General features: G+C 68.3%; 23 protein-coding genes and 1 tRNA gene. 14 read left to right on the top strand and 10 right to left on the bottom strand.

The annotated features are described in order from the left end of the window. Window positions 1-25: 25 nt before the first annotated feature. The 3 genes from AUR65_RS09635 to AUR65_RS09625 all read right to left on the bottom strand — a co-directional run bounded on the left by AUR65_RS09635 (window position 26) and on the right by AUR65_RS09625 (window position 2,429). Window positions 26-1,051, bottom strand: a complete 1,026-nt coding sequence (locus AUR65_RS09635) for a succinylglutamate desuccinylase/aspartoacylase family protein (protein ID WP_058566610.1) — start codon at window positions 1,049-1,051, stop codon at window positions 26-28. 70 nt (window positions 1,052-1,121) lie between these two features. Then, window positions 1,122-1,361: a YgaP family membrane protein gene (locus tag AUR65_RS09630; protein WP_058566609.1), complete on the bottom strand. Its 240-nt coding sequence runs from the start codon at window positions 1,359-1,361 to the stop codon at window positions 1,122-1,124. A gap of 90 nt (window positions 1,362-1,451) precedes the next feature. Next, window positions 1,452-2,429, bottom strand: coding sequence for a bile acid:sodium symporter family protein (locus AUR65_RS09625; protein ID WP_058566608.1), 978 nt, complete (start codon window positions 2,427-2,429; stop codon window positions 1,452-1,454). A gap of 207 nt (window positions 2,430-2,636) precedes the next feature. Here AUR65_RS09625 and AUR65_RS09620 point away from each other — a divergent pair, with 207 nt between their 5' ends. Then, on the top strand, window positions 2,637-3,155 hold the full coding sequence (locus tag AUR65_RS09620) for a peptidylprolyl isomerase (protein ID WP_058566607.1): 519 nt from the start codon (window positions 2,637-2,639) through the stop codon (window positions 3,153-3,155). A 48-nt stretch (window positions 3,156-3,203) separates the two neighbouring features. On the opposite strand, the gene AUR65_RS09615 is transcribed toward AUR65_RS09620, so the two are convergent. Both AUR65_RS09615 and AUR65_RS09610 read right to left on the bottom strand, forming a co-directional pair. After that, window positions 3,204-4,562 carry a hypothetical protein gene (locus AUR65_RS09615; RefSeq protein WP_058566606.1) on the bottom strand — a complete coding sequence of 453 codons (1,359 nt, stop codon included), beginning with the start codon at window positions 4,560-4,562 and terminating at the stop codon, window positions 3,204-3,206. Between the two features lie 128 nt (window positions 4,563-4,690). After that, window positions 4,691-7,258, bottom strand: coding sequence for a methyl-accepting chemotaxis protein (locus tag AUR65_RS09610; RefSeq protein ID WP_058566605.1), 2,568 nt, complete (start codon window positions 7,256-7,258; stop codon window positions 4,691-4,693). A 292-nt stretch (window positions 7,259-7,550) separates the two neighbouring features. Between AUR65_RS09610 and AUR65_RS09605 the strand changes: the two genes are divergently transcribed. Together AUR65_RS09605 and AUR65_RS09600 are read left to right on the top strand one after the other, a co-directional pair. Then, window positions 7,551-7,895, top strand: a complete 345-nt coding sequence (locus tag AUR65_RS09605; protein ID WP_058566604.1) for a ferredoxin — start codon at window positions 7,551-7,553, stop codon at window positions 7,893-7,895. 41 nt (window positions 7,896-7,936) lie between these two features. After that, window positions 7,937-8,021: transfer RNA gene (locus tag AUR65_RS09600), tRNA-Leu, on the top strand. A 209-nt stretch (window positions 8,022-8,230) separates the two neighbouring features. On the opposite strand, the gene AUR65_RS09595 is transcribed toward AUR65_RS09600, so the two are convergent. Beyond that, window positions 8,231-8,671, bottom strand: a complete 441-nt coding sequence (locus AUR65_RS09595; RefSeq protein ID WP_058566603.1) for an ester cyclase — start codon at window positions 8,669-8,671, stop codon at window positions 8,231-8,233. A gap of 212 nt (window positions 8,672-8,883) precedes the next feature. On the opposite strand from AUR65_RS09595, the gene AUR65_RS09590 reads away from it, so the two are divergent. The 4 genes from AUR65_RS09590 to AUR65_RS09580 all read left to right on the top strand — a co-directional run bounded on the left by AUR65_RS09590 (window position 8,884) and on the right by AUR65_RS09580 (window position 13,260). Further along, window positions 8,884-9,678 (top strand): tetratricopeptide repeat protein, encoded by a 795-nt coding sequence (locus AUR65_RS09590; protein WP_058566602.1) that lies wholly within the window; start codon window positions 8,884-8,886, stop codon window positions 9,676-9,678. Between the two features lie 52 nt (window positions 9,679-9,730). Continuing rightward, a complete protein-coding gene (locus AUR65_RS19975; protein WP_199180587.1) occupies window positions 9,731-9,907 on the top strand; it encodes a hypothetical protein in 177 nt (58 codons plus the stop codon). A 116-nt stretch (window positions 9,908-10,023) separates the two neighbouring features. Further along, window positions 10,024-12,393, top strand: a complete 2,370-nt coding sequence (locus AUR65_RS09585; protein ID WP_058566601.1) for a methyl-accepting chemotaxis protein — start codon at window positions 10,024-10,026, stop codon at window positions 12,391-12,393. Window positions 12,394-12,762: 369 nt separating this feature from the next. After that, window positions 12,763-13,260, top strand: coding sequence for a DUF5813 family protein (locus tag AUR65_RS09580; protein WP_058566600.1), 498 nt, complete (start codon window positions 12,763-12,765; stop codon window positions 13,258-13,260). A 75-nt stretch (window positions 13,261-13,335) separates the two neighbouring features. Here AUR65_RS09580 and AUR65_RS09575 read toward each other — a convergent pair whose 3' ends face one another. Both AUR65_RS09575 and AUR65_RS09570 read right to left on the bottom strand, forming a co-directional pair. Further along, entirely contained in the window at window positions 13,336-13,572 is a 237-nt protein-coding gene (locus AUR65_RS09575; protein ID WP_058566599.1) for an Lrp/AsnC ligand binding domain-containing protein, read from the bottom strand. A 2-nt stretch (window positions 13,573-13,574) separates the two neighbouring features. Further along, window positions 13,575-14,258, bottom strand: a complete 684-nt coding sequence (locus AUR65_RS09570; RefSeq protein ID WP_058566598.1) for a potassium channel family protein — start codon at window positions 14,256-14,258, stop codon at window positions 13,575-13,577. Window positions 14,259-14,366: 108 nt separating this feature from the next. Between AUR65_RS09570 and AUR65_RS09565 the strand changes: the two genes are divergently transcribed. Further along, a complete protein-coding gene (locus AUR65_RS09565) occupies window positions 14,367-14,600 on the top strand; it encodes an Lrp/AsnC ligand binding domain-containing protein (RefSeq protein WP_058566597.1) in 234 nt (77 codons plus the stop codon). A 16-nt stretch (window positions 14,601-14,616) separates the two neighbouring features. On the opposite strand, the gene AUR65_RS09560 is transcribed toward AUR65_RS09565, so the two are convergent. After that, entirely contained in the window at window positions 14,617-15,663 is a 1,047-nt protein-coding gene (locus AUR65_RS09560) for a thiamine pyrophosphate-dependent dehydrogenase E1 component subunit alpha (protein WP_058566596.1), read from the bottom strand. Window positions 15,664-15,803: 140 nt separating this feature from the next. Between AUR65_RS09560 and AUR65_RS09555 the strand changes: the two genes are divergently transcribed. Beyond that, complete coding sequence (locus tag AUR65_RS09555; RefSeq protein ID WP_058566595.1) at window positions 15,804-16,124, top strand: hypothetical protein; 321 nt, start codon at window positions 15,804-15,806, stop codon at window positions 16,122-16,124. Window positions 16,125-16,143: 19 nt separating this feature from the next. On the opposite strand, the gene tmk is transcribed toward AUR65_RS09555, so the two are convergent. After that, the gene (tmk, locus tag AUR65_RS09550; RefSeq protein WP_058566594.1) at window positions 16,144-16,737 is read right to left on the bottom strand and encodes a dTMP kinase; all 594 of its coding nucleotides are present in this window, start codon (window positions 16,735-16,737) and stop codon (window positions 16,144-16,146) included. An 85-nt stretch (window positions 16,738-16,822) separates the two neighbouring features. Between tmk and AUR65_RS09545 the strand changes: the two genes are divergently transcribed. The 5 genes from AUR65_RS09545 (at window position 16,823) to cofC (ending at window position 20,912) form a co-directional block, all read left to right on the top strand. Beyond that, window positions 16,823-17,068 carry a hypothetical protein gene (locus tag AUR65_RS09545; RefSeq protein WP_058566593.1) on the top strand — a complete coding sequence of 82 codons (246 nt, stop codon included), beginning with the start codon at window positions 16,823-16,825 and terminating at the stop codon, window positions 17,066-17,068. A gap of 146 nt (window positions 17,069-17,214) precedes the next feature. Continuing rightward, complete coding sequence (locus AUR65_RS09540) at window positions 17,215-18,120, top strand: complex I NDUFA9 subunit family protein (RefSeq protein ID WP_058566592.1); 906 nt, start codon at window positions 17,215-17,217, stop codon at window positions 18,118-18,120. A 211-nt stretch (window positions 18,121-18,331) separates the two neighbouring features. Beyond that, window positions 18,332-19,522, top strand: a complete 1,191-nt coding sequence (locus tag AUR65_RS09535) for a tubulin/FtsZ family protein (RefSeq protein WP_199180586.1) — start codon at window positions 18,332-18,334, stop codon at window positions 19,520-19,522. Beyond that, window positions 19,491-20,285: a hypothetical protein gene (locus AUR65_RS09530; RefSeq protein WP_058566591.1), complete on the top strand. Its 795-nt coding sequence runs from the start codon at window positions 19,491-19,493 to the stop codon at window positions 20,283-20,285. Before AUR65_RS09535 ends, AUR65_RS09530 begins: the two co-directional genes overlap by 32 nt. Before the next feature lie 6 nt (window positions 20,286-20,291). Further along, window positions 20,292-20,912 (top strand): 2-phospho-L-lactate guanylyltransferase, encoded by a 621-nt coding sequence (gene cofC / locus AUR65_RS09525; RefSeq protein ID WP_058566590.1) that lies wholly within the window; start codon window positions 20,292-20,294, stop codon window positions 20,910-20,912. Window positions 20,913-21,214: the final 302 nt, after the last annotated feature.

Genomic DNA, 21,214 nt, shown 5'->3' with positions numbered 1-21,214 from the left:
CCGGCTCGAATAAGTGTTTTCTGCCCTATATGTCGAGGTCGCCGTCGGCCTCGTCGAAGGGGTCGTCCCCTTCGGTGTCGTCCTCGCCGTCGTCCAGCGGGAGCGCGATGCCGACGAGCGTCTCGCCGCCCGTGACGGTCGCCTCGCGGGCGATAGAGTAGACGAGACCCGCGCGCTCGGCTTCGACCTCCTGCAGTACCTCGTAGGTGGTCGGGTCGTACACCCAGCCGAGGTGGTCGCCGGGGCGGACCTCGCGGCCGAGTTCGACGTCCTCGCGGGCGACGAACAGGCCCGAGGCGGCGGCCTGCACGCGGCCGAGGTGGTTGCGATAGGTGCGGCCGTCCCACGACTCGACCGCGCCCGAGAGGATGCCCATGTCGCGGCAGACGTTGAGCACGCCCTCGACGCCGGCGACGATGGCCGGCTCGACGAGCTGTTTGTTGTGGGCGAGTTCCGGGGTGATGGAGGGAATGCCCGCGTTCGTGGCCGCCACGCGGAGTTTGCCGTCGAAGCTCCGTTCGGTCCACTCGTCGTCGGCCTCGTCGCCGGCGGCCTCTGCGAGGAGGATATCGACGCCGAACGCCCGCGCGAGGTCGCGGGAGGCCTCGTCGCCCCGGAGGTAGACGGTGTGGGTGAGCATGTCCGGGCTCCCGGTGTGGAGGTCGATGATGGCGTCGGCGTCGCTGATGTACTCCCAGAGCTTCGCGGCCATGCGCTGGTGGAGCGACCCGTCGGCGTCGCCCGGCCAGACGCGGTTCATGTTGGAGTTGACGGAGTCGAGCACCTCGGGCGTGACGTAGGAGACGCGGTCGAACGTCAGCGGGTCGGCCACGGGGACGGCGACGACGCGCCCCGAGAGCTCTGCGCGTTCGAGGCGACTGTGCAGTCGTCGGAGCACTTCGGTGCCGTTGATTTCGCGCCCGTGCTGGGCGGCCTGCACGTAGAGCGTCGGGCCGTCGGTCCCGTCGGCTGGTTCGTACGTGTGAACCGTCGTCTGTACCGGGACGCCGGAGGGGAGGCGAGTGAGCGTCACGGTCTCCGCGGTGTGCATATCCGACGCATCGCGGTGGGGTGTCTTGTAGTTAGGGGAGCGAGAAGGGCAGACGGGGCGATACTGGGCGTCAGTTCCGGCCGTCGGAGGTGTCGATGCCGAACGGCAGGTACAGCGGACACGTCCGGCGGAACCCGGTCACGAGCAGGATGACGCCGACGGCCGCGACGAACACGGCTCCGAGCGCCGCGGGCACCGGGCCGAACCCGAGCGAGAACAGCCCCGCGTAGCTTCCGACGCCGCCGACGACGAGAAGCGCGCCGAGCGCGAGGCGAACAGTCCGGTCGAGCGTGCCGACGTTTCGTACCATACAGTAGTGCTTGTTCTCCACAATACATTAATCCAGCGCAGGTTCCGAGCGGACGGGGCTAACGGAAATGTCGCGTCGTTTACGAGCGATTCAGTCGTCAGCCGGCGCGCCACCGGCGGAGCCGCTCGCAGACCGGGAGAAGTAGCTCGCGAGGAGGGGCCCGGTGATGTTGTGCCAGACGCTGAACAGCGCCGGCGGAAGGGCGGCGGCGGGCGAGAAGAACGACAGCGCGAGGGCCGCCGCGAGCCCGCTGTTCTGGAGGCCGACCTCGAACGTCGTCGTCCGGACGCGGTCCTCGGACATCCCGGCGAGGCGGCCGGTGCCGTAGCCAGTGCCGAGGCCGATGGCGTTGTGGAGGACGACGGCCCCGATGGCGGCCGCGCCCGCGCCGAGGATGGTATCGACGTTGAGGCCGACGACGGCCGCGACGATGGCGACGATGCTCAGGACCGAGACGAGCGGGAACACGTCGAGGCCGACTTCGGCGACCTCGGGCGCGTTGCGGTCGAGCACGAGGCGGAGTGCGAAGCCGAGGACGACCGGGATGAAGACGATTTGCAGGATGTTGACGAACAGGTCCACGAAGCCGACCTGCAGCTGTTCGCCGGCGAGCGCGACGACCCACGCGGGCATGACCAGCGGCGCGGCCAGCGTGGTGACGGTCGTGATGGCGACCGAGAGCGCCACGTCGCCTTTCCCGAGGTAGGCCATGACGTTCGAGGCGGTGCCGCCGGGGGCCGCGCCGACGAGGATGACGCCGACGGCGAGTTCCGGCGGGAGCGAGAGGACCACCGTGAGCGCGTAGGCGGCGGTCGGCATGATGAGCCACTGGGCGAGCGCGCCGATGGCAACGTCTCGCGGGCGCTCCGCGAGTCGGCGGAAGTCAACGGGCTGGAGCGTCAGCCCCATCCCGAGCATGATGAGCCCGAGGAGCGGCGAGATGTAGGGCGCAATCCACGTGAACAGGTCCGGTTGCGCCAACGCGGCGGCCGACGCGAGGAGCACGAGGCCGACGAAGTAGGTGTTGGCGAGTTCCGACAGGCGTTCGAGGGTCGAGCGGGCGTTCACTCCGACCGCCCTCCGTCGAATTGTGATGTCATCTCACACCACTCGGTCGCGGGGGAGAAAAACGTCTGTCGGTGTGACAGTCAGCGGAACCGACCGGAAGACTCGGGCCGAACGGGGTCGTGTCACCGACGGAGAACCGGAGAGCCGCGTCACCGGCGACGAACCGGAGGCGGCACGGTTTTCACTCGCCCGCCCGACGGGTCGAGTATGAGCGACAACCCAACGGCCACGCTCCACACGAACAAGGGCGACATCACGGTCGAACTCTTCGAGGACAAGGTCCCGAACACGGTCGAGAACTTCGTCGGCCTCGCGACGGGCGAGAAGACGTGGGTCCACCCCGAGACGGACGAGACGATGGAGGGCGAGCCTCTCTACGAGGACATCCTCTTTCACCGCATCATCTCGGACTTCATGATTCAGGGCGGCGACCCGACAGGGACCGGCCGCGGCGGCCCCGGCTACACCTTCGACGACGAGTTCCACTCGGACCTCAGCCACGACGGCCCCGGCGTGCTCTCGATGGCGAACCGCGGCCCCAACACGAACGGCTCGCAGTTCTTCATCACGCTCGACGCCCAGCCCCACCTCGACGGCAAGCACGCCGTCTTCGGGAAGGTCACGGACGGCATGGACGTCGTCGAGGACATCGGCTCTGTCCCGACCGACCGCAACGACAAGCCGGTGTCCGACGTGGTCCTCGAATCGGTCGACGTCGAGCAGTAAACGCCGCGAATATCGGGACGGCCTCGGTCGGTGGCACGCGCCCGGTCGCTACCCGGTCGCATTCGCCGGAACGACGGTCCGGCCGCCGTTCGAACCGTCGGCGCGGTCGAGCCACGCCGGTCGCGTGACCGTCGTCTCGCCGACCGCGTCGTACGCGAACCAGACCTCGACGCCGAGGCCGTCGCGGGTCTCGTAGGTGACGCGCATCGAGCGGACGAACCCGTCTTCTTCGACGACCGCTTCGACCCGATAGCCGCGCGACCGCGGGAAGTCGGTGCCGCGGCCCTCGATTCGGTACAGCGCCACCTCGTTTTCGACGCTCGCGTTCGCCGGGGTCGTCACGCGTGCCACGCTCGTCTCGTCCGCCGAGAGGTACCAGTCGAGATAGCGGGCGGCGCGCGAGGCCTGTCGCCCCGGTCCGTCGCGCACGTCCGGGTCGAGGACGCGGGCGGCGACGCCGTCCGGTTCCGCGGGTCGGCGGGCGTAGCGCGTGGTCCCGTCGGCATACGCGTCCTCCGAGGCGGTCGGGCGCGGGAACGCCCTGAGTCGCCCGGCGCGCTGTACCTCGGAGACGTAGACGTGCGGGGCCTCGACGTAAACGACCTCGACCTCGCGGCCCGTCTCGTCGCCGGCGATGGACTCGCGGTAGCCGAGCGTCCAGCGGTACGACCGGTTCGCCGCGGCCCGACGGTGGGCCGCCGCGAGGAGCGTCGCGTTCTCGACGCCTGCGGTAGTCACGCCGGGAGCGACCACCCGCGGTTCGGGCGTCGGCGTCGGGGCGGGAGTCGTCGCCGCGGTTGGCGTCGGGGACGACGGCTGTTGCCCGCCCAGCGCCTCACCGAGCGTCGGCACGCCGCCCGAACCGGCGGTCACGACGACCGCCGCGACGAGGAGCGCGGCGAAGAGAAGCGGCGCGACCGGGAGCGACGAGAGCGCGGGAGGAAGCACGGACGCGAGCGGCCCGGTCCGCGCGCCGCCTGCGCGACCCGCACTTCCTGCACCACCGCCTCCGCCGTCGGCCGGCAAGTCGGCGAGGCGGACGCCGAAGTGGTCGGCGACGAGGTCGTCGCCGCGACCCTCGGGGAGGCCGTACCGGACGAGGTCGAAGAGTTCGTCGAGCGAGAGGACGCGGGCGTCGTCGGGGGCCGCACGCCGAGTTCGCGCGGGGTCGCCGAGCGCGACGACGACTGTCGCCTCGTCGGGAACCGACGGCGACAGGGAAAACCGAGGACGGGAGCCGACCGCGAGTCGCTCGGTTCGGTCGCCTCGGCGGGCGACGACGAGGCGGTCTTCAACAGTCGTCTCCCACCCGCGGGCGGTCCAGAGGTCGGCGAGGAATCGGCGGCGGCCGCTGGGGCCGGCGGCGCGAATCAGGTCGCCGAAGCGCGAGCGACGGAACTGCCGCATCGCTCGGAATTAGGGCTCGATGGCGAAAGCATCACCGGGCGGTCGTTGAGGGGCGGTCACTGAGGCTCGTCGCAGTCGGCCGGTCCGTTTCGACTCGGTCCGACTCGGAGAGACCCGCTCCCACCGGGTCAGCGGTTCGCCGAGTTCTCGTACTCCGACAGCCGGGCCGACACCTGTTCGTCCATCGTCGTCAACACGGCGTCGAGGTCGCGGCCGTCGAACAGTTCGGACAGTCCCTCGGAGACGATGGTCCTGACGGTCGTGAAGGGACCGACGCGAGCGCCGCGGGTGGCCGGGGTGTCGACGGTCTCGGCCAGTTGGTCGAACGCGACCGCGAAGCCGGGGTGATCGTCGAACCAGCCGTCGTCGCGGAGGAGGTCCCGCGTCCGGCGGTGAACCGGGAAGTAGCCCGTCCGGCGGTGCCAGCGGCGCTGTTGTTCGGGCCGGGTCAGCCACGCGATAAATTCGCCCGCGGCGGCCCGTTTCCGGGATTCGACGCCGTCTGCGACCCACAGCGACGCGCCGCCGACGACAACGCCCTCCCGCGACGACCCGGGCGCGGGGAACCGGCCGACTTCGGCGGTGAACCCGCGCTCTGCGGCCCCTCGGACGACCGACGCGGCGCTCGAACTGGAGTCCACGAGCATCGCGGCGCGGCCGTCGAGGAACGCCTCGCGCGCGTCTCGCCGGGCCTCGACGCCGGGGTCGAACAGCAGGTCGTTCCGTTCGAGGTCGCGCCACCACTCGAACACGCGGGTCCCGACCGGACCGTCGAGATTCGAGGTTCGGGCGGTACCGCTCCGCCCGTTATCGGCGTCGAAGAGGCACTCGCCGGCGGCCGCGAACCACTGTTCGACGAACCAGCTGTAGTTCGCCCACGTCGCGCCGTAGTCGACCGCGCCGCTCGTCTTCAGCGTCGCCGCGGCCGAGGTGACCTCGTCGAACGTCGCCGGCGGGTCGTCGGGGTCGAGTCCGGCCCGCTCGAACGCGTCGGCGTTGTAGTACAACACGGGGTTCGAGGCGTTGAACGGCATCGACCAGAGCGCGCCGTCGTGGCGGTAGTAGTTGGCGATTTCGGGGACGAGTTCGCTCGCCGATGCCCCGTCTGGGAGCACCGATTCGACGGGGGCGAACGCCCCGCTGTCGAGGGCGCGCTGGGTGCCGACCTCGTACAGTTGCGCGATGGTCGGCGGCGTTCCCGACCGGGCCGCGGCGAGGGTCGCGTCGAACGTGCCGCGGTAGCTCCCCTTCGACGCGGTGTCGACGCGGACGCCGTCGTGGCCGGCGTTGAACTCGTCGACGAGCGATTCTAACACCGCCGCCTTGTCGCCGGACATGCCGTGCCAGAACTGGACGACGGTCTGTCCGGACTCGGTCGCCTCGGCGTGGAGACGGTAGTCGTCGATGGAGTCCTGAAGTTGGTCCGCCTGGTCCGAAAGCGCGTCTATCTTCGTCACCGCCTCGGAGAGCGACACGGTCTGTCGGCGCGCCGACCCCGCGGCGTCGGCCGCGAGCGCCGCGGTCTCGTCGCTTATCTCGCCGACGCCGTCCGCTTGGCTCACGACCTCTTGAGAGGTCGCCGCCTGCGAGTCCGTGGCGTCGGAGATCTCGTGGAGGCTCCCGTTCGTCTCCTCGAGGTCGGAGACGACGCCGTCGAGCGCCGACAGCGCGTCCTGAATCGTCTCGCTCCCCTCGTCGAGGCGCTCGCTCGTGTCGGTGATGTCATCGACCGTCGCGGCCGACTGGGCGCGAATCGTCTCGATTGTCGATTCGATGTCGGCGGTCGCGGCCTGCGTCTCCTCGGCGAGCGACTTCACCTCGTCCGCGACGACGGCGAAGCCCGAACCGGCCTCACCGGCGCGGGCGGCCTCGATGGAGGCGTTGAGCGCGAGGATGTTCGTCTGCTCCGCGATGTCCGAGATTTTGGTCGCGATGCCGGTGATGTCGTCGATGCGGTCGTCGAGTTCCGCGACGCGTTCGACCGTCGCGTCGGTCCGCTCGCCGATGGCCGCCAACTCGTCGATGGCGGTCTCGGCGGCGCGCTTGCCGCGGTCGCCGCGGTCGACGGCCTCGTCGGTCGCGTGCCTGATTTCGTCGGCGGAGGCCGCGACCTCCTCGATGGTGGCCGAGAGGTTCCGCATCTCGTCTGCGACCTCCTCGACGCTCTCGCTCTGCCGGCGCGCGCCCGCCGCGATGTCGTCGACGGAGCCCGCGACCGACCGGCTCTCCTCGCGGCTCTCCTCGGCGGCGTCGGCCACGATTCGGGTCGATGCCGAGACCTGGTCGGCGAAGGCGTCGACGTTCCGCACCGCGGTCTGCCGCTCCTCGAACAGCTCGTTGAGGAGGCGGGCGTGGCGCGCGAGCGCCGGGTCGTCGGGGACTTCGACCCGGACCGTCAGGTCGCCCTCGATACAGCGTTCGAGAGCCGCGGAGAAGTCGTCGAGGTCGTCGAGCGCGGCGGCGTCCGACGCCGACGACGCGGTGTCGGTATCGACGGCGGCGGCAGGTGATGACTCCCCGTTCCTCGTCTCGACAGCGGCCGAGGGAGTTCCCCCGCCGTCGCTTCGCGCGTCGTCGTGTGTCTGCGCGTCTGCGCCTTCCGATTCGGCGTCGTCGTCCGCGCGCGACCCGAACGCGGCCCGGACGGAGGCGCGAACCGACGACACTCGTCTCCGGAGGTGGCTGTCGTCGTCCATTGGTCCAGAAGATTTCTGGTCGGTGATAAGACCACGCCTCCGAGTATCAAATCTGAAGAACGGATTCGTGACTGGTGGTGAGTTCGTCGAGCAGTCGTTCGACGGAAGCGACCCGTTGAGTCGGGATACCACGGATGGAATACGGTACGCCCGCTCGTCGCAATTTGAGACTGGAGCGCGACGAGCGCGCTTCGACGGACGTACCAGAAGTTCGAGGCGTTCCGCGAGTCTCGGCCCGCGCGGTCGCCGCGCGACCGACAGCGCAAAGACCACCGCGTGGTAAGGGCCGACGATGAGCGAGGAGTCCGAGCGTCCGAAGCCGAGCGACTTCGGAACCGACGAGAACGCCCCGCCGGTCGACGAAAAGCCCTACAAGATAATCTTCGAGGCGAACAAGTGCTTCGGGGCCGGCCGATGCGCGGAGGTCGCCGACAACTGGGAGATGGACCTCGAAACCGGCCTCGCCCGCGCGAAGTCCTACTTCGTCGGCGAGGACGAACTCGACGAGAACATCGAGGCGGCGGAGGTCTGCCCGGCGAAGAAGGGCCGCGGCGTCATCCACGTCATCGACCGCCGAACCGACGAGGAGCTATCGCCCGACCCCGACGGCGACGGGACCCTCTCGGTCGACTGGTAAAGCGAAAGCACTTTTCACCCCCTCGGAGAACGAGAGAGTGCGCGGGGGTGGCTGAGCTAGGCCAAAAGCGGCGGACTTAAGATCCGCTCCCGTAGGGGTTCGCGAGTTCAAATCTCGTCCCCCGCACTTGTACCGAGGAACTACGTGACGAGTGTCAAGTGCGGCAGAGAGATTTGAACCCGACGAGTCGCAGCACCCGAGCGACAGCGAGGGTGACCGTCTCGGCACGGTTCACAATCTCGTCCCCCGCACTCGCTTCTGCGAACGATAGTGAGCGGAGTAACGGCTCTGGAAACGTGCATAAAAACTCGAGCCAGCGGTGATGCCCTCGTTGGCTACGCCGGTAGCTCGACGCCGAGTTGCGAGAACAGCGTCGCCATGCTCGCGGCGTCTTTCACTTCGACGATGGTTCCTTCGTCGATGCGGCGGTAGCTGAACCCGTCGACTTCGACCTGCGAACCCGTCGGCTCGATGCCGCGGAACGTCCCGAGATGCGTGCCGCGGAGGGTCCACCAGACCATCACGGCGTCGCCCTCGGCGACTAACTCGTTGATTTCGGTCGTCGCGTCCGGGAATGCGCCGTCCCACTCGCCGTGCAGTTCCTTGATGTCTTCGCGCGTGACGAGCGCCTCGTCGGACCCGCTTCGCGTCGTGGCGATGCGGACGGTGTCGGCGTACAGTTCGTCGAGCGCGTCCAGTTCGTCGCGGTTCCACGCCCGGTCGAACTCGGTTCGAATCAGGGTGCGGTTCTCCTCTGTGGCCGTTCGTGTCGACATGCGTACCCATCCGGCGTCGCCGCGGCGACCAGTCAGGCCTCGCACCAACGCCATCGGGAAGTACGACCCGCGAAGACATAGTGTAGTGCTACCAGATAGCACCCATCGACGGGCGGGCGGCGTGGGGACGGCGGCAGGGACGACACAGCAGATGGGGGGCGGACGCCGCGACCGCCGACCACGTTATCTCGGTTCCCCGCCAATCGGTACGAATGGCTTCGACGCGCAGACACCGCTACTCGGACGGACAGGGATTCGGCGACCCGTACGACGGGTTCGACCTCGGACCCCCGACGTACCTGGTGAACGGACGACTCGTCGACCCGGCGGACGACCACGCCCTCGCCGAACTCGTGGACGAGGCGGGAATCGACCCCGAGGCTGTCGACGCGGCGGCGCTCGTCGAAGTCGGACTTGCCTACGTCGCCATCGAGGAGCACGAGCAGGCCGTCGACAGTTTCAGTCGCGCGGTCGCCTACGCCGACGCGGACTCCCCGACGGCGTGCGAGGCGTGGGTGAACAAGGGCGTCGCCCACGCCCAACTCGGCGAGTACGACGAGGCAATCGGCGCGTACCGCGAGGCGCTCCGCATCGACGACGACGGCGAACACGCCGCGGCCGCGGAGACCAATCTCGCGTACGCGCTGTGGGAACTCGGCGACTCGTCGGGACCCCTCGAGCGCGCCGAGCGAGCCGTCGAACTCGACCCGCGACTCCCGCAGGCGTGGTACAACCGCGGCTTCTTCCTCGCCGAACGCGGCCTCCACGAGGAGGCCGTTCGCTGTTTCGACACCGCCATCACTCTCGGGATGCGCGACGCCTCGGTGCGGGGCGAGCGCGAGCGGTCCCTCGCGTTCCTCGAAGACGCCGTCGAGACCGAGACCGAGACCGAGACCGAAGCGTCGGTGAACTCGACGCCGCACCGCGTCCGCGACTCCGGAGCCGACGCCGCGGAATCGGACCCCGCCGACGCGACTGACCCGGACGTGAGAGAGCGAGGCGAGTAGGACCGGTCCCACAAACATTTTGACAGTTCGGCTAATGAGATGTAATTAGACCGTGTCACCCGGACCCCTCATCACGAGATTCGACGCCACGCTCCTCGGGATGGCCGTCTGTCTCCTCGTCGGGGCCGTCGTGGGCGTCGTTTCCGCTCTCCCCACGCCGCTGGCCGCGGGTGGCGGCGCGACCGGGGCCGCCGCCCTCGCATTCGGCGTCACAGTGAGCGAACTGTAGCCGATTCTCGGAACTCGTAACGCCGCGAGTGAGACGGGTCACGTTTTCGCGCACCGATATCACATCTGATAGCTAGCGGGACAACGCTTTACGTCGCTCTCTTGCTACCAAGTGGCATGAAGCTCGCCACGCTGGTTCCGGCGGTGCTCAGGCGGAGCTACCTCCGGAAGTTTCTGTTCGTTATTCTCCTCGTGGCCGCGGTGATGGGCGGGTTCGGCCTGTACGTCTCGGACATGGTCGGGTCCGAGGTCAGAGCCGACACCCACAGCGACCTCGAGATGGTCGCCGCGCTGGAGGCCGAGGGACTGTCGAGTTGGATGGACGGCTACGCCCGGACCACCCGGATGCTCTCTGAGTACGAGACCGTCCAGACGGGCGATCCCGACACCATCGACGAGACGCTCGAACGCGAGAGAGACACGCTCCCCGACGAGGTGATGGCCATCCACTACGTGAAGCCGTCGAACCGCGATATCGTCCGCAGTACCAACGGCGTGATAGAGGCCAAGTCGGTCTCCGACCTCGGCCTGTCGTGGACGACCGGGTCGCTGACGATGTACGACCCCGACGCCGTCGCCATCTCGGAGGTGTACCGCTACGCCGGGAGCGAGCGCCTCGCCTTCCTCAGTCCGGTCGAGGGGCGGGACGGAGCGGTGATGGTCGTCGTCGACGCGACGAAGCACGCCGAACTGCTGAGCGAACCGGTCGAAGGCTCGCAGACCCGCGTCGTGACCGAAGAGGGCGTCATCGCCTTCGACAAGTACGGCAAGAACGTCCTCACGACGTACCGCGAAGGGGCCGAGACGCCGGCGCTGGACGCGGCGCTCGGCGGTGAGACCGGCGTCATCGAGCGCGAGGGCGACGGGAACGCCGGGGACGAAGTCGTCGCCTACGCGCCCGTCTCGGGGACGAACTGGGCGGTCCTCGTGGAAGCGCCGCAGGACAACGCCTACGCGGTCGCGCAGGTCGTCGAGCGCGACGTCGCCGTCCTCATCGGCGTGGGCCTCGCCGGCCTCGCGCTGGTCGGGGTCGTCATCGGCCGCAACACGGTGCTGTCGCTCCGGCGGCTCCGCGCCAAGGCGGAAGCGCTCGCCGGCGGGGACCTCGACGTGGACCTCGAAACCCGCAGAGTCGACGAGTTCGGGGCGCTGACCGAGGCGTTCGCCGAGATGCGAAACGGTCTGCGCGACCGTATCGAGGCGGCCGAAGACGCCCGCCGCGACCTCGCGAGCGCCGCGGACGACTACCGCGAGACGATGGACGCCGCGGCGACGGGCGACCTGACGGTTCGCACGTCGGTCGAACCGGACGACGAGGCCATGGCGGCGGTCGGCGACGGCATCGACGCGATGCTCGCCGACCTCGAAGCGACCATCGGACAGGTCGCGTCGTTCGCGGCGACAGTCGATGCGGCGGGCGAGCGCGTCACCGCCGGCACCGAGGAGGTCAGCGCCGCCTCCGAGCGGGTCGAACTGGCGACGGCCGACATCTCCGAGGGCGCGGCCGAGCAGGCGTCGCTCCTCGACGAGGTGTCCTCGGAGATGCAGGACCTCTCGGCGACCGTCGAGGAGGTCGCCGCCTCCGCCGACGAACTCGCTGACCTCGCAGGCGACGCGTCGGAGCGCGGCGAGGCCGGGCGCGACGCGAGCGCCGCCGTCCACGACGAGATGGCGAACATCGACGAGCGCGTCGCGGCCGCGGCCGAGGGCGTCGAAGCGCTCCGCGACGAGGTGGCGGACATCGGCGAGGTTGTCGACCTCATCGAGGACATCGCCGACCAGACGAACCTGCTCGCGCTCAACGCGTCTATCGAGGCCGCCCGCGCCGGCGACGCGGGTGCCGGCTTCGCCGTCGTCGCGGACAGCGTGAAGGCGCTCGCCGGCGAGACCGCCGACGCGACGACCGAAATCGCGTCGTCCATCGAGTCCGTCGAGGAGACGGCCGACGAGACGGTCGATGCGGTCACGGCCGCCCGAGAGCGCGTCTCGCGGGGCTCCGAGACGGTCGAAGCCGGCGTCACGGCCATCGACGAGGCGGTCGACCGACTGGCGGAGGTCGACCACGGCGTCGCCGCCATCGACGAGGCGACCGCCTCGCAGGCGTCGGCCGCACAGTCGGTCGCGCGCCTCGCGGACGAGGCCGCCGAAATCGCCGACGAGACGCGGACCGAGGCGGCCGACGTGGCCGGCGCGGCCCACGAGCAGAACGACGCGATGGTCACCGTCGCCGGGCAGATGCAGGAACTGTCGTCCACGACCGACGAACTGCGGGCGCTCGCCGACCGGTTCGAGGTGCGCGAGGAAAGTGCGCGCGACGGCATCGCCGACGCGGGGGAACTCGGGGACGAAAGAACCGAAACCGCGACGGCGGACGAGACGGGTTCCGACCCGATTTCGTCGCCGACGATGGCCGACCTCGCGACCGACGGGTCGGGCGGAGACGAAGCCGCGGGGGACGGAACCGAGTCTGGTGACCGCGGCGTCTAGTGAACGCGAACCTGCCGGCGACGGTCCGGACGAGAACTGACGCGGCCGCGTCGCTGGCGGAGTGTTACTGCTTAGATATCGCTCGGGTCGGTTGTTCGATTCGAGCGCGCGCGGACGCAAACCGGCGGCTCTTCGATGTGAGTTTCGTGAGAAAGGGATAGGCAGCCGCACGGGAGCGGCCCGCGCGGCAAATGCCGCCCTAGATTGGTCCCCGCTGACGCTTCGGCCCTCCAAAGCGAAGCGTCACCTGAACGGAGTGCGGCGAGATACTTAAACGTGCCGCCATCCGCCCAAAACCGCCGCAGGCGGGCGATTCGAGGGCGCTCGCGACGCAACGGGCTTTTCTCCCGTCGGGACCTTCGTCCGGGCATGAGCGAAGACGACATCCCCGGTCGGGTCCGCCGCGCGTTCGGCGACCACGGGTCGTTCGAACCGATCGACGACCGCACCTTCGAGTCCGTGACGACGCCGTTCGACGGCACCGTCAGCGTCGCGGCGCAGGAGAGCGGCCACGTCGAGTTCGGCGTGGAGGTCCGCGTCCCGATGCTGTCTGCGGTCGCCGACGACGTGGCCCCCGTGGTCGAAGACGGCTGGTACGAGACGTTCGAACTCCGCCTCGAAGACGTAAACGGCGTCGTCGCCGGCGACCACGACCTCGACCCCGACGTGACGCGCGCGGGCGACGAGGCGGTCGTTCGGGCGAGCTTCGCCGACATCAACGAGCGCCGCGGCGTCGACGACGCCGGCGCGGTCATCGACTACGTCGAAGGCACGTTCGTCGAGGGCATCATCCCCGGCTACGACTACGGCGAACCGGTGACGAGTCTCATCCAGAACGCGCGGGACGCCGCCGGCGCGGGCTTCTGAAAAACGAGCGTATTCGGTTCGAGCGCGGTTCGGGCGACTCCCCGGGCCGTCGCCGTTGGTCCCCGTTGTCCGGGGTCAGTCCATCGCGATGTACGTCTGGGTGTCCTCGATGCCCGACACCGACTGGATGCCGCCCGCGATGTCCTTCACGTCGGCGGGCGAGGCCACCTCGACTTTCACGATGAAGTCCACGTCGCCCGCGACGATGTGTGCGCTGACGATGCCGTCCGAGACGGCCAACAGGTCCCGTTTCAGCTGGTCGATACCGTCCGAGACGGGCGCGGCCTTGACCATGATGTAGGCGTAGACCATCGTCACGCACCTCCCGCCGCGGTGACGACCTCGTCGCCGACGAGCAGTTGTCGCACGTCGTTGAGCACGTCGAAGTCCGCGAGGACGGCCACGCGGTCGCCCGTCTCGAGCGAGTCGTCGGCAAGCGGGATGCCCATCGGACCGTCCTTCTTCCCGAACGCGAGGACGCGGGCGTTCGCCGGGAGCGCCACCTCCTCGATGCTGTAGCCGTTCATGGGCGACTCCTCTGTCACCGTCACGAGGATGACCTGCAGGTGTTGGGCGATGTCGGCGATGGCGCGGATAGACCCGCCGAGCAGCGCGTTCTTCGCGCCGATAGCGCCGAGGCGCTCGGGGTAGACGATTTCGTCTACCTCCTTCGCGTACTTCTGGTACACCTCCTCGCGGTAGTCCTCGTCGACCCGAAGCACCGTCCGACAGCCGAAGTGCTTGCCGATCATGCAGGCCGCGAAGTTCACGTTGAGGTCGGCGGTGAGCGCGCCGAGGGCGTCGGCCGCCTCGATACCTGCATCGACGAGCACCTCCTCGCGGGAGCCGTCGCCTTCGACCACGTCGAAGTCTGCCTCGCGGGCCCGTTTGACCCGGTCGCGGTCCAACTCCACCAGGACGATGTCGTGACCCTCCTCGCGGAGGACGCGAGCGGTGCGCAGCCCAACCCGTCCAGCACCAATGATAACGAACCGCATGATAAGACGGTATGTCGGCGGAGGCAAATAACCTTCCCCCGGTTCGGGCGAGCGGGCCGCACTCGGTCGAAGCAAGGCTTTTGACGACCGTGGTAGAATATCTCACGCATGGTTCACGCGTTCATCATGGTGAAGACCGGAGCCGGTGAGTCGGAACAGCTTCTCGGTCCTATCCGCGACTTCGAGACGGTGACCGAGGCCCACATCGTCGCGGGCGCGTACGACATCATCGCGGAGGTCGATGCCGACGCGGTCTACGAGGTGTTGAAGACCGCGTCGAGCCACGTGCAGGGGTTACAGGGCGTCGCAGACACGAAGACGTACATCTCGCTGGACGACTGAGACGACCCGCCGCGGCTCAGCGCTCGATGTCGAACGGCCCGTTTCGCTCGACGAACGCGACGTGTTCCCCGCGCTGGCGGGCGAGTTCCGGCGGCAGTTCCTCGTAGACGTTGTCGAACAGTTCGTCGGTTCCCGGTGCAGGCGTCGCCTCCGCGCGCTCGACGGCCTCGCGCAGTTCCTCGTCCGCGTCGTCGCGCATGGCGTCGAGCGCCGCGTCGTCGACGACCTCCTGCTCGCGGCAGAACGACTCGAAGCGGTCGAGCGGGTCGCGCGTCCGCCAGTCGGGGAGTTCCGGGTCGTCGTCGCGGTAGCGCGAGGGGTCGTCGGCGGTCGTGTGCGGGCCCTGTCGGTAGGTGAGACTCTCGATGAGCACCGGCTCTCCGGCGCGCGCCTTCTCGAAGCCGCGCTCGACGACCTCCCTGACCGCCAGCGGGTCGTTGCCATCGACCTGCATGCCGTCCATCCCGTAGGCGTCTGCCTTCGCCGCGATGGACTCGCTGGCTGTCTGGCGCTCGCGGGGGAGCGAAATCGCCCAGCCGTTGTTCTCGCAGAAGAAGACGACCGGCGCGTCGAAGACGCCCGCGAAGTTCAGCCCCTCGTGGAAGTCCCCTTCGGAGGTCGCGCCGTCGCCGAAGCAGACCAGCGCCGCGTGGTCGTCGCCGCGGTAGTTCGCGGCCATACCGACGCCGGCCGCGTGAGGAATCTGACTTCCGATGGGGACCGCCTGCGGGAACACCGGCACGTCGTGGTCGGAGTCGTACTCGGCGTGGCCGCGCCGGAAGAGGAGGATGTCGCTCGGCGGCACGCCGCGGGCGAGTTGGAGGGCGTTCGACCGATAGGTCGGCAGCAACACGTCGTCGTCGCGCATGGCGTGGGCGGCCCCGATTTGGGAGGCCTCCTGTCCGCGGAAGGGCGGATAGCCGCTCATCCAGCCGCGTCGCTGGAGGGCGAGTGCGCGCTCGTCGAACCGTCGCGCTCGAATCATGTCGCGGAGGGCGGCGCGGGCGTCGTCTGCGGTGAACTCCGTGTCGTCCAGCCCGCGCTCTGCGATGAGTCGGTGCATGGCGGTGAGTCACGGTCCTTCGTGATAAACGTCACCCGTCTGCGGGGTCGCTCCCGGCGGGCGGTTCGACCGACGGCGGCGCGGGACGAGCGGGTCGCCGAGAGCGACAGGCCAAAGACCACCGCCTCCCTAGGTCGGCTATGGTCTCGGTGATCAACCTCGTGCTCATGGGCGCGGTCATCGTCCTCCACACGCTCATCGCGGCGGTCATGACCCGCTTTTTCCGCCTGCGGTTGAAGACGCAGTGGGGGTACATCCTGTACGCCCTGTTTCTCATTCCGCTCGTGCTGTTCGTCTCGACGCTGGTGTTCTCCGGCGTCTTCAGCATCGGCGTGAACCTCGGCAGTCCCACGGCCGCCATCGGCGTGATGATAGGGATGCCGCTCGCGCTCGGGTTCACTATCGACACGCTCTACGTCCCGCCGCCGGAGGAGTACGAGAACCTCCCGAACTCGCGGTGAGCCGCGAGTCGGCCGGCGGTTAGCGTTCCGCGAGAATCTCTTCGAGCGCCGCCTCGACCGCGTCGAGCACGTCCTCCGGCGACTGCGTCGCGTCGATGCGGACGAACCGCTCCGGTTCGGCTTCCATGAGCCGCTCGTAGTTGGCGCGCACGTCCGCGAGGTACGCCGCCTGTTCGAACTTGTTCGTCGCCCCGCTGCGCGCGGCGGCCGTCTCGGGGTCCACGTCGAGGTAGATGGTCTTGTCCGGCGGACGGGTGAAGGCCGTGTGGATGCCCCTGATGTACTCCATCGGGCGGCGGAGGTCGCTGTCGCGGAGCGAGGCGGCCTGATAGGCGTACCGCGAGTCGGAGTAGCGGTCGGAGATGACGAGGTCGCCGTCGGCGAGGGCGGGCCGGACGACCCGCGAGAGGTGGTCGGCGTGGTCGGCGGTAAAGAGGAACAGCGTGGCGAGCGGGTCGGCGTCGTCGTCGGCGATGGCGCGGTTGACTGCCTCTCCGTACCACGAGTCCGACGTGGGCTCGCGCGTGAAGACGGCGTCGGGGTACGCGTCGTGGAGCGCCTCCCAGACGGTCGTCTTCCCGCTCCCGTCGAGCCCTTCGAGCGTGACGAGCATACCCTACCAACTCGGCGCTCCGGAAAAAGCGCGCCGAAGCGAGCCGCCGCAATGATAATGTCAACGCAAACCGATACGTGTAGTAGTGCCTCCCACCTGCGAGCGGTGGGACGACCTCCTTCCGAGCGAAAAGCAGTACAGCGTCGTCCGCTTCGACGAGCGCGTTTCGCCGGCCGACGCGTCGTTCGCGACGAAGCAGTCCGAGGTCGACCACCCGAGCGACGCGCCCGACGAGTGCCCCGAGGCGGCCGAAGAGCTCGTCGTCTACGACCGAATCGGTCGGATGGTGAAACGCACCGACGGGTCGGTCGCGCCCTCGATTCTGTTCTGAGTACGCCCGCGCCACTCGCGGGCGACCGCCGGGCCCGCGACCGGACGTGTCCGCCCGGGAGAGCGTCGTTCCCATCGGGGTGTTCCCCGGCGAAATCGACCCCTATCCCCCGTTAGCTTTACCCTCATTCCGCCGAATATTACGGCATGAAAGTCCTTGTCGTCGGCGGAAGCGGATTCATCGGGAGCCATCTCTGCCGCGAACTGCAGTCGCGGGGACACAGCGTGACCGCGATGTCGCGGAGTCCGAACAGCGAGGACCTCCCCGACGGCGTCGAGAAGGCGATGGGAGACGTGACGGACTACGACTCCATCGCGGGCGCGTTCGAGGGGAAAGACGCGGTCGTGAACCTCGTCGCGCTCTCGCCGCTGTTCGAACCGAACGGCGGCAACCGGATGCACGACATCGTCCACTGGCAGGGGACCGAAAACGTCGTGAAGGCCGCCGAGGCCAACGACGTGCCCCGACTCGTCCAGATGAGCGCGCTCGGAGCCGACACCGACGGCGACACCGCCTACATCCGCTCGAAGGGGAAAGCCGAGCAGGCGGTCAAGTCGTCGGGCCTCGACTGGGTCATCTTCCGTCCCTCGGTCGTCTTCGGCGACGGCGGCGAGTTCGTCTCCTTCACGAAGCGACTCAAGGGGATGTTCGCGCCCGGCGTGCCGCTGTACCCGCTTCCCGGCAACGGGGAGACGCGGTTCCAACCCATCTGGGTCGGCGACCTCGTGCCGATGCTCGCGGACGGCGTCGAGGGCGACGAACACGTCGGCGAGACCTACCACATCGGCGGGCCGGAAAAGCTCACGCTCCGCGAAATCACGGAGATGGTGTACGACGCCGAGAACAAGTCCATCACCATCGTCCCGCTCCCGATGGGGCTCGCGGGCGTCGGACTGACGGTTCTCGGCGCGGTCCCCGGCTTCCCGATGGGGAAAGACCAGTACCGCTCGCTCCAGTTCGACAACACGACCGACCGGAACGACGTGGGCGTCTTCGGCGTCGACACCTCGTCGATGAAGACGCTCGGGACGTACCTCGCCGAGCGAAACTGACGAACATCCAACCTTTGGGTGCCGTTAAGCAGTCGTGAAACCCGGCTCATTTCACCGGTATTAGCCGTTCTCACGGGATAATGGCCGATTAACACCGGTTTCGAGTCACCGTTTTTCGCCGATAATCTGACGCTGGGTATACACTTCCCCATCACAACGCTTATGTCCGCGTTCGTACTGCCATTCACCCAATGGCGAGGGGACCGAACCTATGAAGCTCGCAATGATCGGATTCGGGCAAGCCGGGGGAAAAGTAGTCGACAAGTTTGTCGAGTACGACCGGGAACGCAACGCCGGAATCGTCCGCGCTGCGGTCGCGGTGAACTCCGCGAAAGCTGACTTGCTCGGACTGAAGAACATCCCGAAGGACCAGCGCGTCCTCATCGGCCAGTCCCGCGTGAAGGGACACGGCGTCGGTGCGGACAACGAACTCGGTGCCGAAATCGCCGAGGAGGACATCGACGAGGTGCAGGGTGCCATCGACAGCATCCCCGTCCACGAAGTCGACGCCTTCCTCGTCGTGTCCGGGCTCGGTGGCGGCACCGGCTCCGGCGGCGCGCCGGTCCTCGCGAAACACCTCAAGCGCATCTACACCGAACCCGTCTACGGACTCGGCATCCTGCCGGGCTCCGACGAGGGTGGCATCTACACGCTCAACGCCGCGCGCTCCTTCCAGACGTTCGTCCGCGAGGTCGACAACCTCCTCGTGTTCGACAACGACGCCTGGCGGAAGACCGGCGAATCGGTACAGGGGGGCTACGATGAGATTAACGAAGAAATCGTCAACCGATTCGGCGTGCTCTTCGGCGCCGGCGAAGTCCAAGACGGACAGGAAGTCGCGGAGTCCGTCGTCGACTCGTCGGAGATTATCAACACGCTCGCCGGCGGCGGCGTCTCGACCGTCGGCTACGCTTCCGAGGGCGTCGAACCGCGGAAGAACAAGGGCGGCGGTGGCCTCCTGTCCCGGCTGACAGGCGGCGACGAACCCGACGACAACCTCGACACCGCACACACGACCAACCGAATCACGAGCCTCGTCCGCAAGGCCGCGCTCGGTCGACTCACGCTCCCGTGTGAGATCGAAGGCGCGGAGCGCGCGCTGCTCGTCCTCGCTGGTCCGCCGGAGCATCTGAACCGGAAAGGCATAGAGCGCGGGCGGAAATGGATCGAGGAGCAGACCGGTTCCATGGAAGTTCGCGGCGGCGACTACCCGATTCCGGGCGCGGGGAAGGTGGCGAGTGTCATCCTCCTGTCGGGCGTGACGAACGTCCCGCGCATCAAGGAGCTACAGCAGGTCGCCATCGAAGCGCAGGATAACATCGAAGAGATCCGTCAAGAGAGCGATTCGAATCTGGAGAACCTCATAAACGATGACGAAGACGAACTGGAGTCGCTTTTCTAAGCTGGCGCTCGCGCTCGTCGTGCTCTTGTCGGCCCTCGCGGGCCCGGCAGGGGCGGTGAGCGTCGCGTCCGAGGACGTCCCCAACGAGGCGCAGGTCGGTTCACAGGTGACCGCGGCGGCCACCATCGATGAACTGTACAGGAACCCGCAACTCGAATCGTGGACGCTCGCGGGCGAGACCGACCTGGAAGACGTGACGTGGACCGTCACGTACTACGACCAGACGGGTGCAAAAGTCGACCAGCAGTCCTTCGACGGGCAGAACTTCAGCGGCGCGCAAGTCGCCGCTGACGACGGCACGAGCGAAGTGGAAATCTCCGTGACGGGGACCGTCCCCGAGGTCGAGGCGTACTCCTACGACCCCGCGCAGACGTTCACGCTCATCTCGCTCGACCAGACCCGCGAAGGTGGCTCCAGTAACGACATCGACACGTGGACGGCCCACCACTACACCGAAGACAGCGCCGCCGCGCGCGCCGAACTCGACAGCGCGCAGGCCGCGATTCAGAGTGTAAGTGGCGCCAACACGCAACAAGCCCAGCAGACGTTCAACAACGCTGTCGAAGCGTTCAACGGCGAAGAGTTCAACCTCGCGACGAACCTCGCCAACGAGGCCGAGACCAGCGCGAACCAGGCACAGCAGTCGAGTCAGACGACCCAACTGCTCATCTACGCCGCTGGCGGCCTGCTCGTCGTCGCGCTCATCGCCGGTGGATTCCTCTACTGGCGGTCCCAGCAGACGACCTACGACAAACTGGGCTGATTCTCCGTGCGAGTCGTCGTTCCCTTCGGGGGACGAACGCCGAAGACCCGACTCGCCCCGTTTTTCGACGCCGACGAGCGACGCGAGTTCGCCGTCTCGATGCTCCGCGACGTGCTCGACGCGGTCCGCGCGGCCGACGGCGACCCGAGCGTCGTCGCTGACGCGCCCGTGTCGGTCGATGCGCCCGTCACCGTAGACGACCGGCCGCTCACCGACGTCGTGGGCGACGAACTCGATGAACTCGGCGGTGACCCGGTCGCGGTCGTCATGGCCGACCTCGCGCTCGCGACGCCCGCGGCGCTCGCGCGCCTGTTCGACACCGACGCCGACGTGGTCGCCGCACCCGGCCTCGGCGGCGGTACGAACGCGCTCGTCGTCCGCCACCCCGACTTCTCCGTGGACTACCACGGCGCGTCTATCCTCGACCACCGGCGAATCGCCCGCGACGCCGGCTGTTCGTTCGCCGAGGTGGACTCGATGCGACTCGCCGTCGACGTGGACGAACCGAGCGACCTCGTCGAGGTGTTGGTTCACGGCGAGGGGCGCGCGCGCGAGTGGCTGGTCGACGCCGGCGTCCGACTCGAACGCGGGTCGGGCCGGGTCGAAGCCGTCCGCGGTCGCCGATAGGACCTTAACGGTCCGCGATAAACATTGACTGGCGCGGTTGTCCGTCTGCCCGGCGGGAACTGAGGCAACGTGCGCCGCGCGCTTCCGCGTCGCGAAGACGACGTGGAGGTCGAAGTGGAGTCCGAACGTCACGACGACGACGCGAGTCCCACTCGCAACCAACTCGGGGCGAGCGCCTGACGGCGCCTCGGACGGGCCGGAGACGTGTCTGGCACCAACTATCCGGCCCCGAGCTCGACTTCCGTTCTTCCGTCTCGAACCGCGACCGTATCGGCCGCGAGTGACACGCTTTTAATGGCTCG

The organism is Haloferax marisrubri (assembly GCF_001469875.2).
Classification (GTDB): domain Archaea; phylum Halobacteriota; class Halobacteria; order Halobacteriales; family Haloferacaceae; genus Haloferax; species Haloferax marisrubri.
This window is presented reverse-complemented; position numbering and strand designations above follow the sequence as displayed.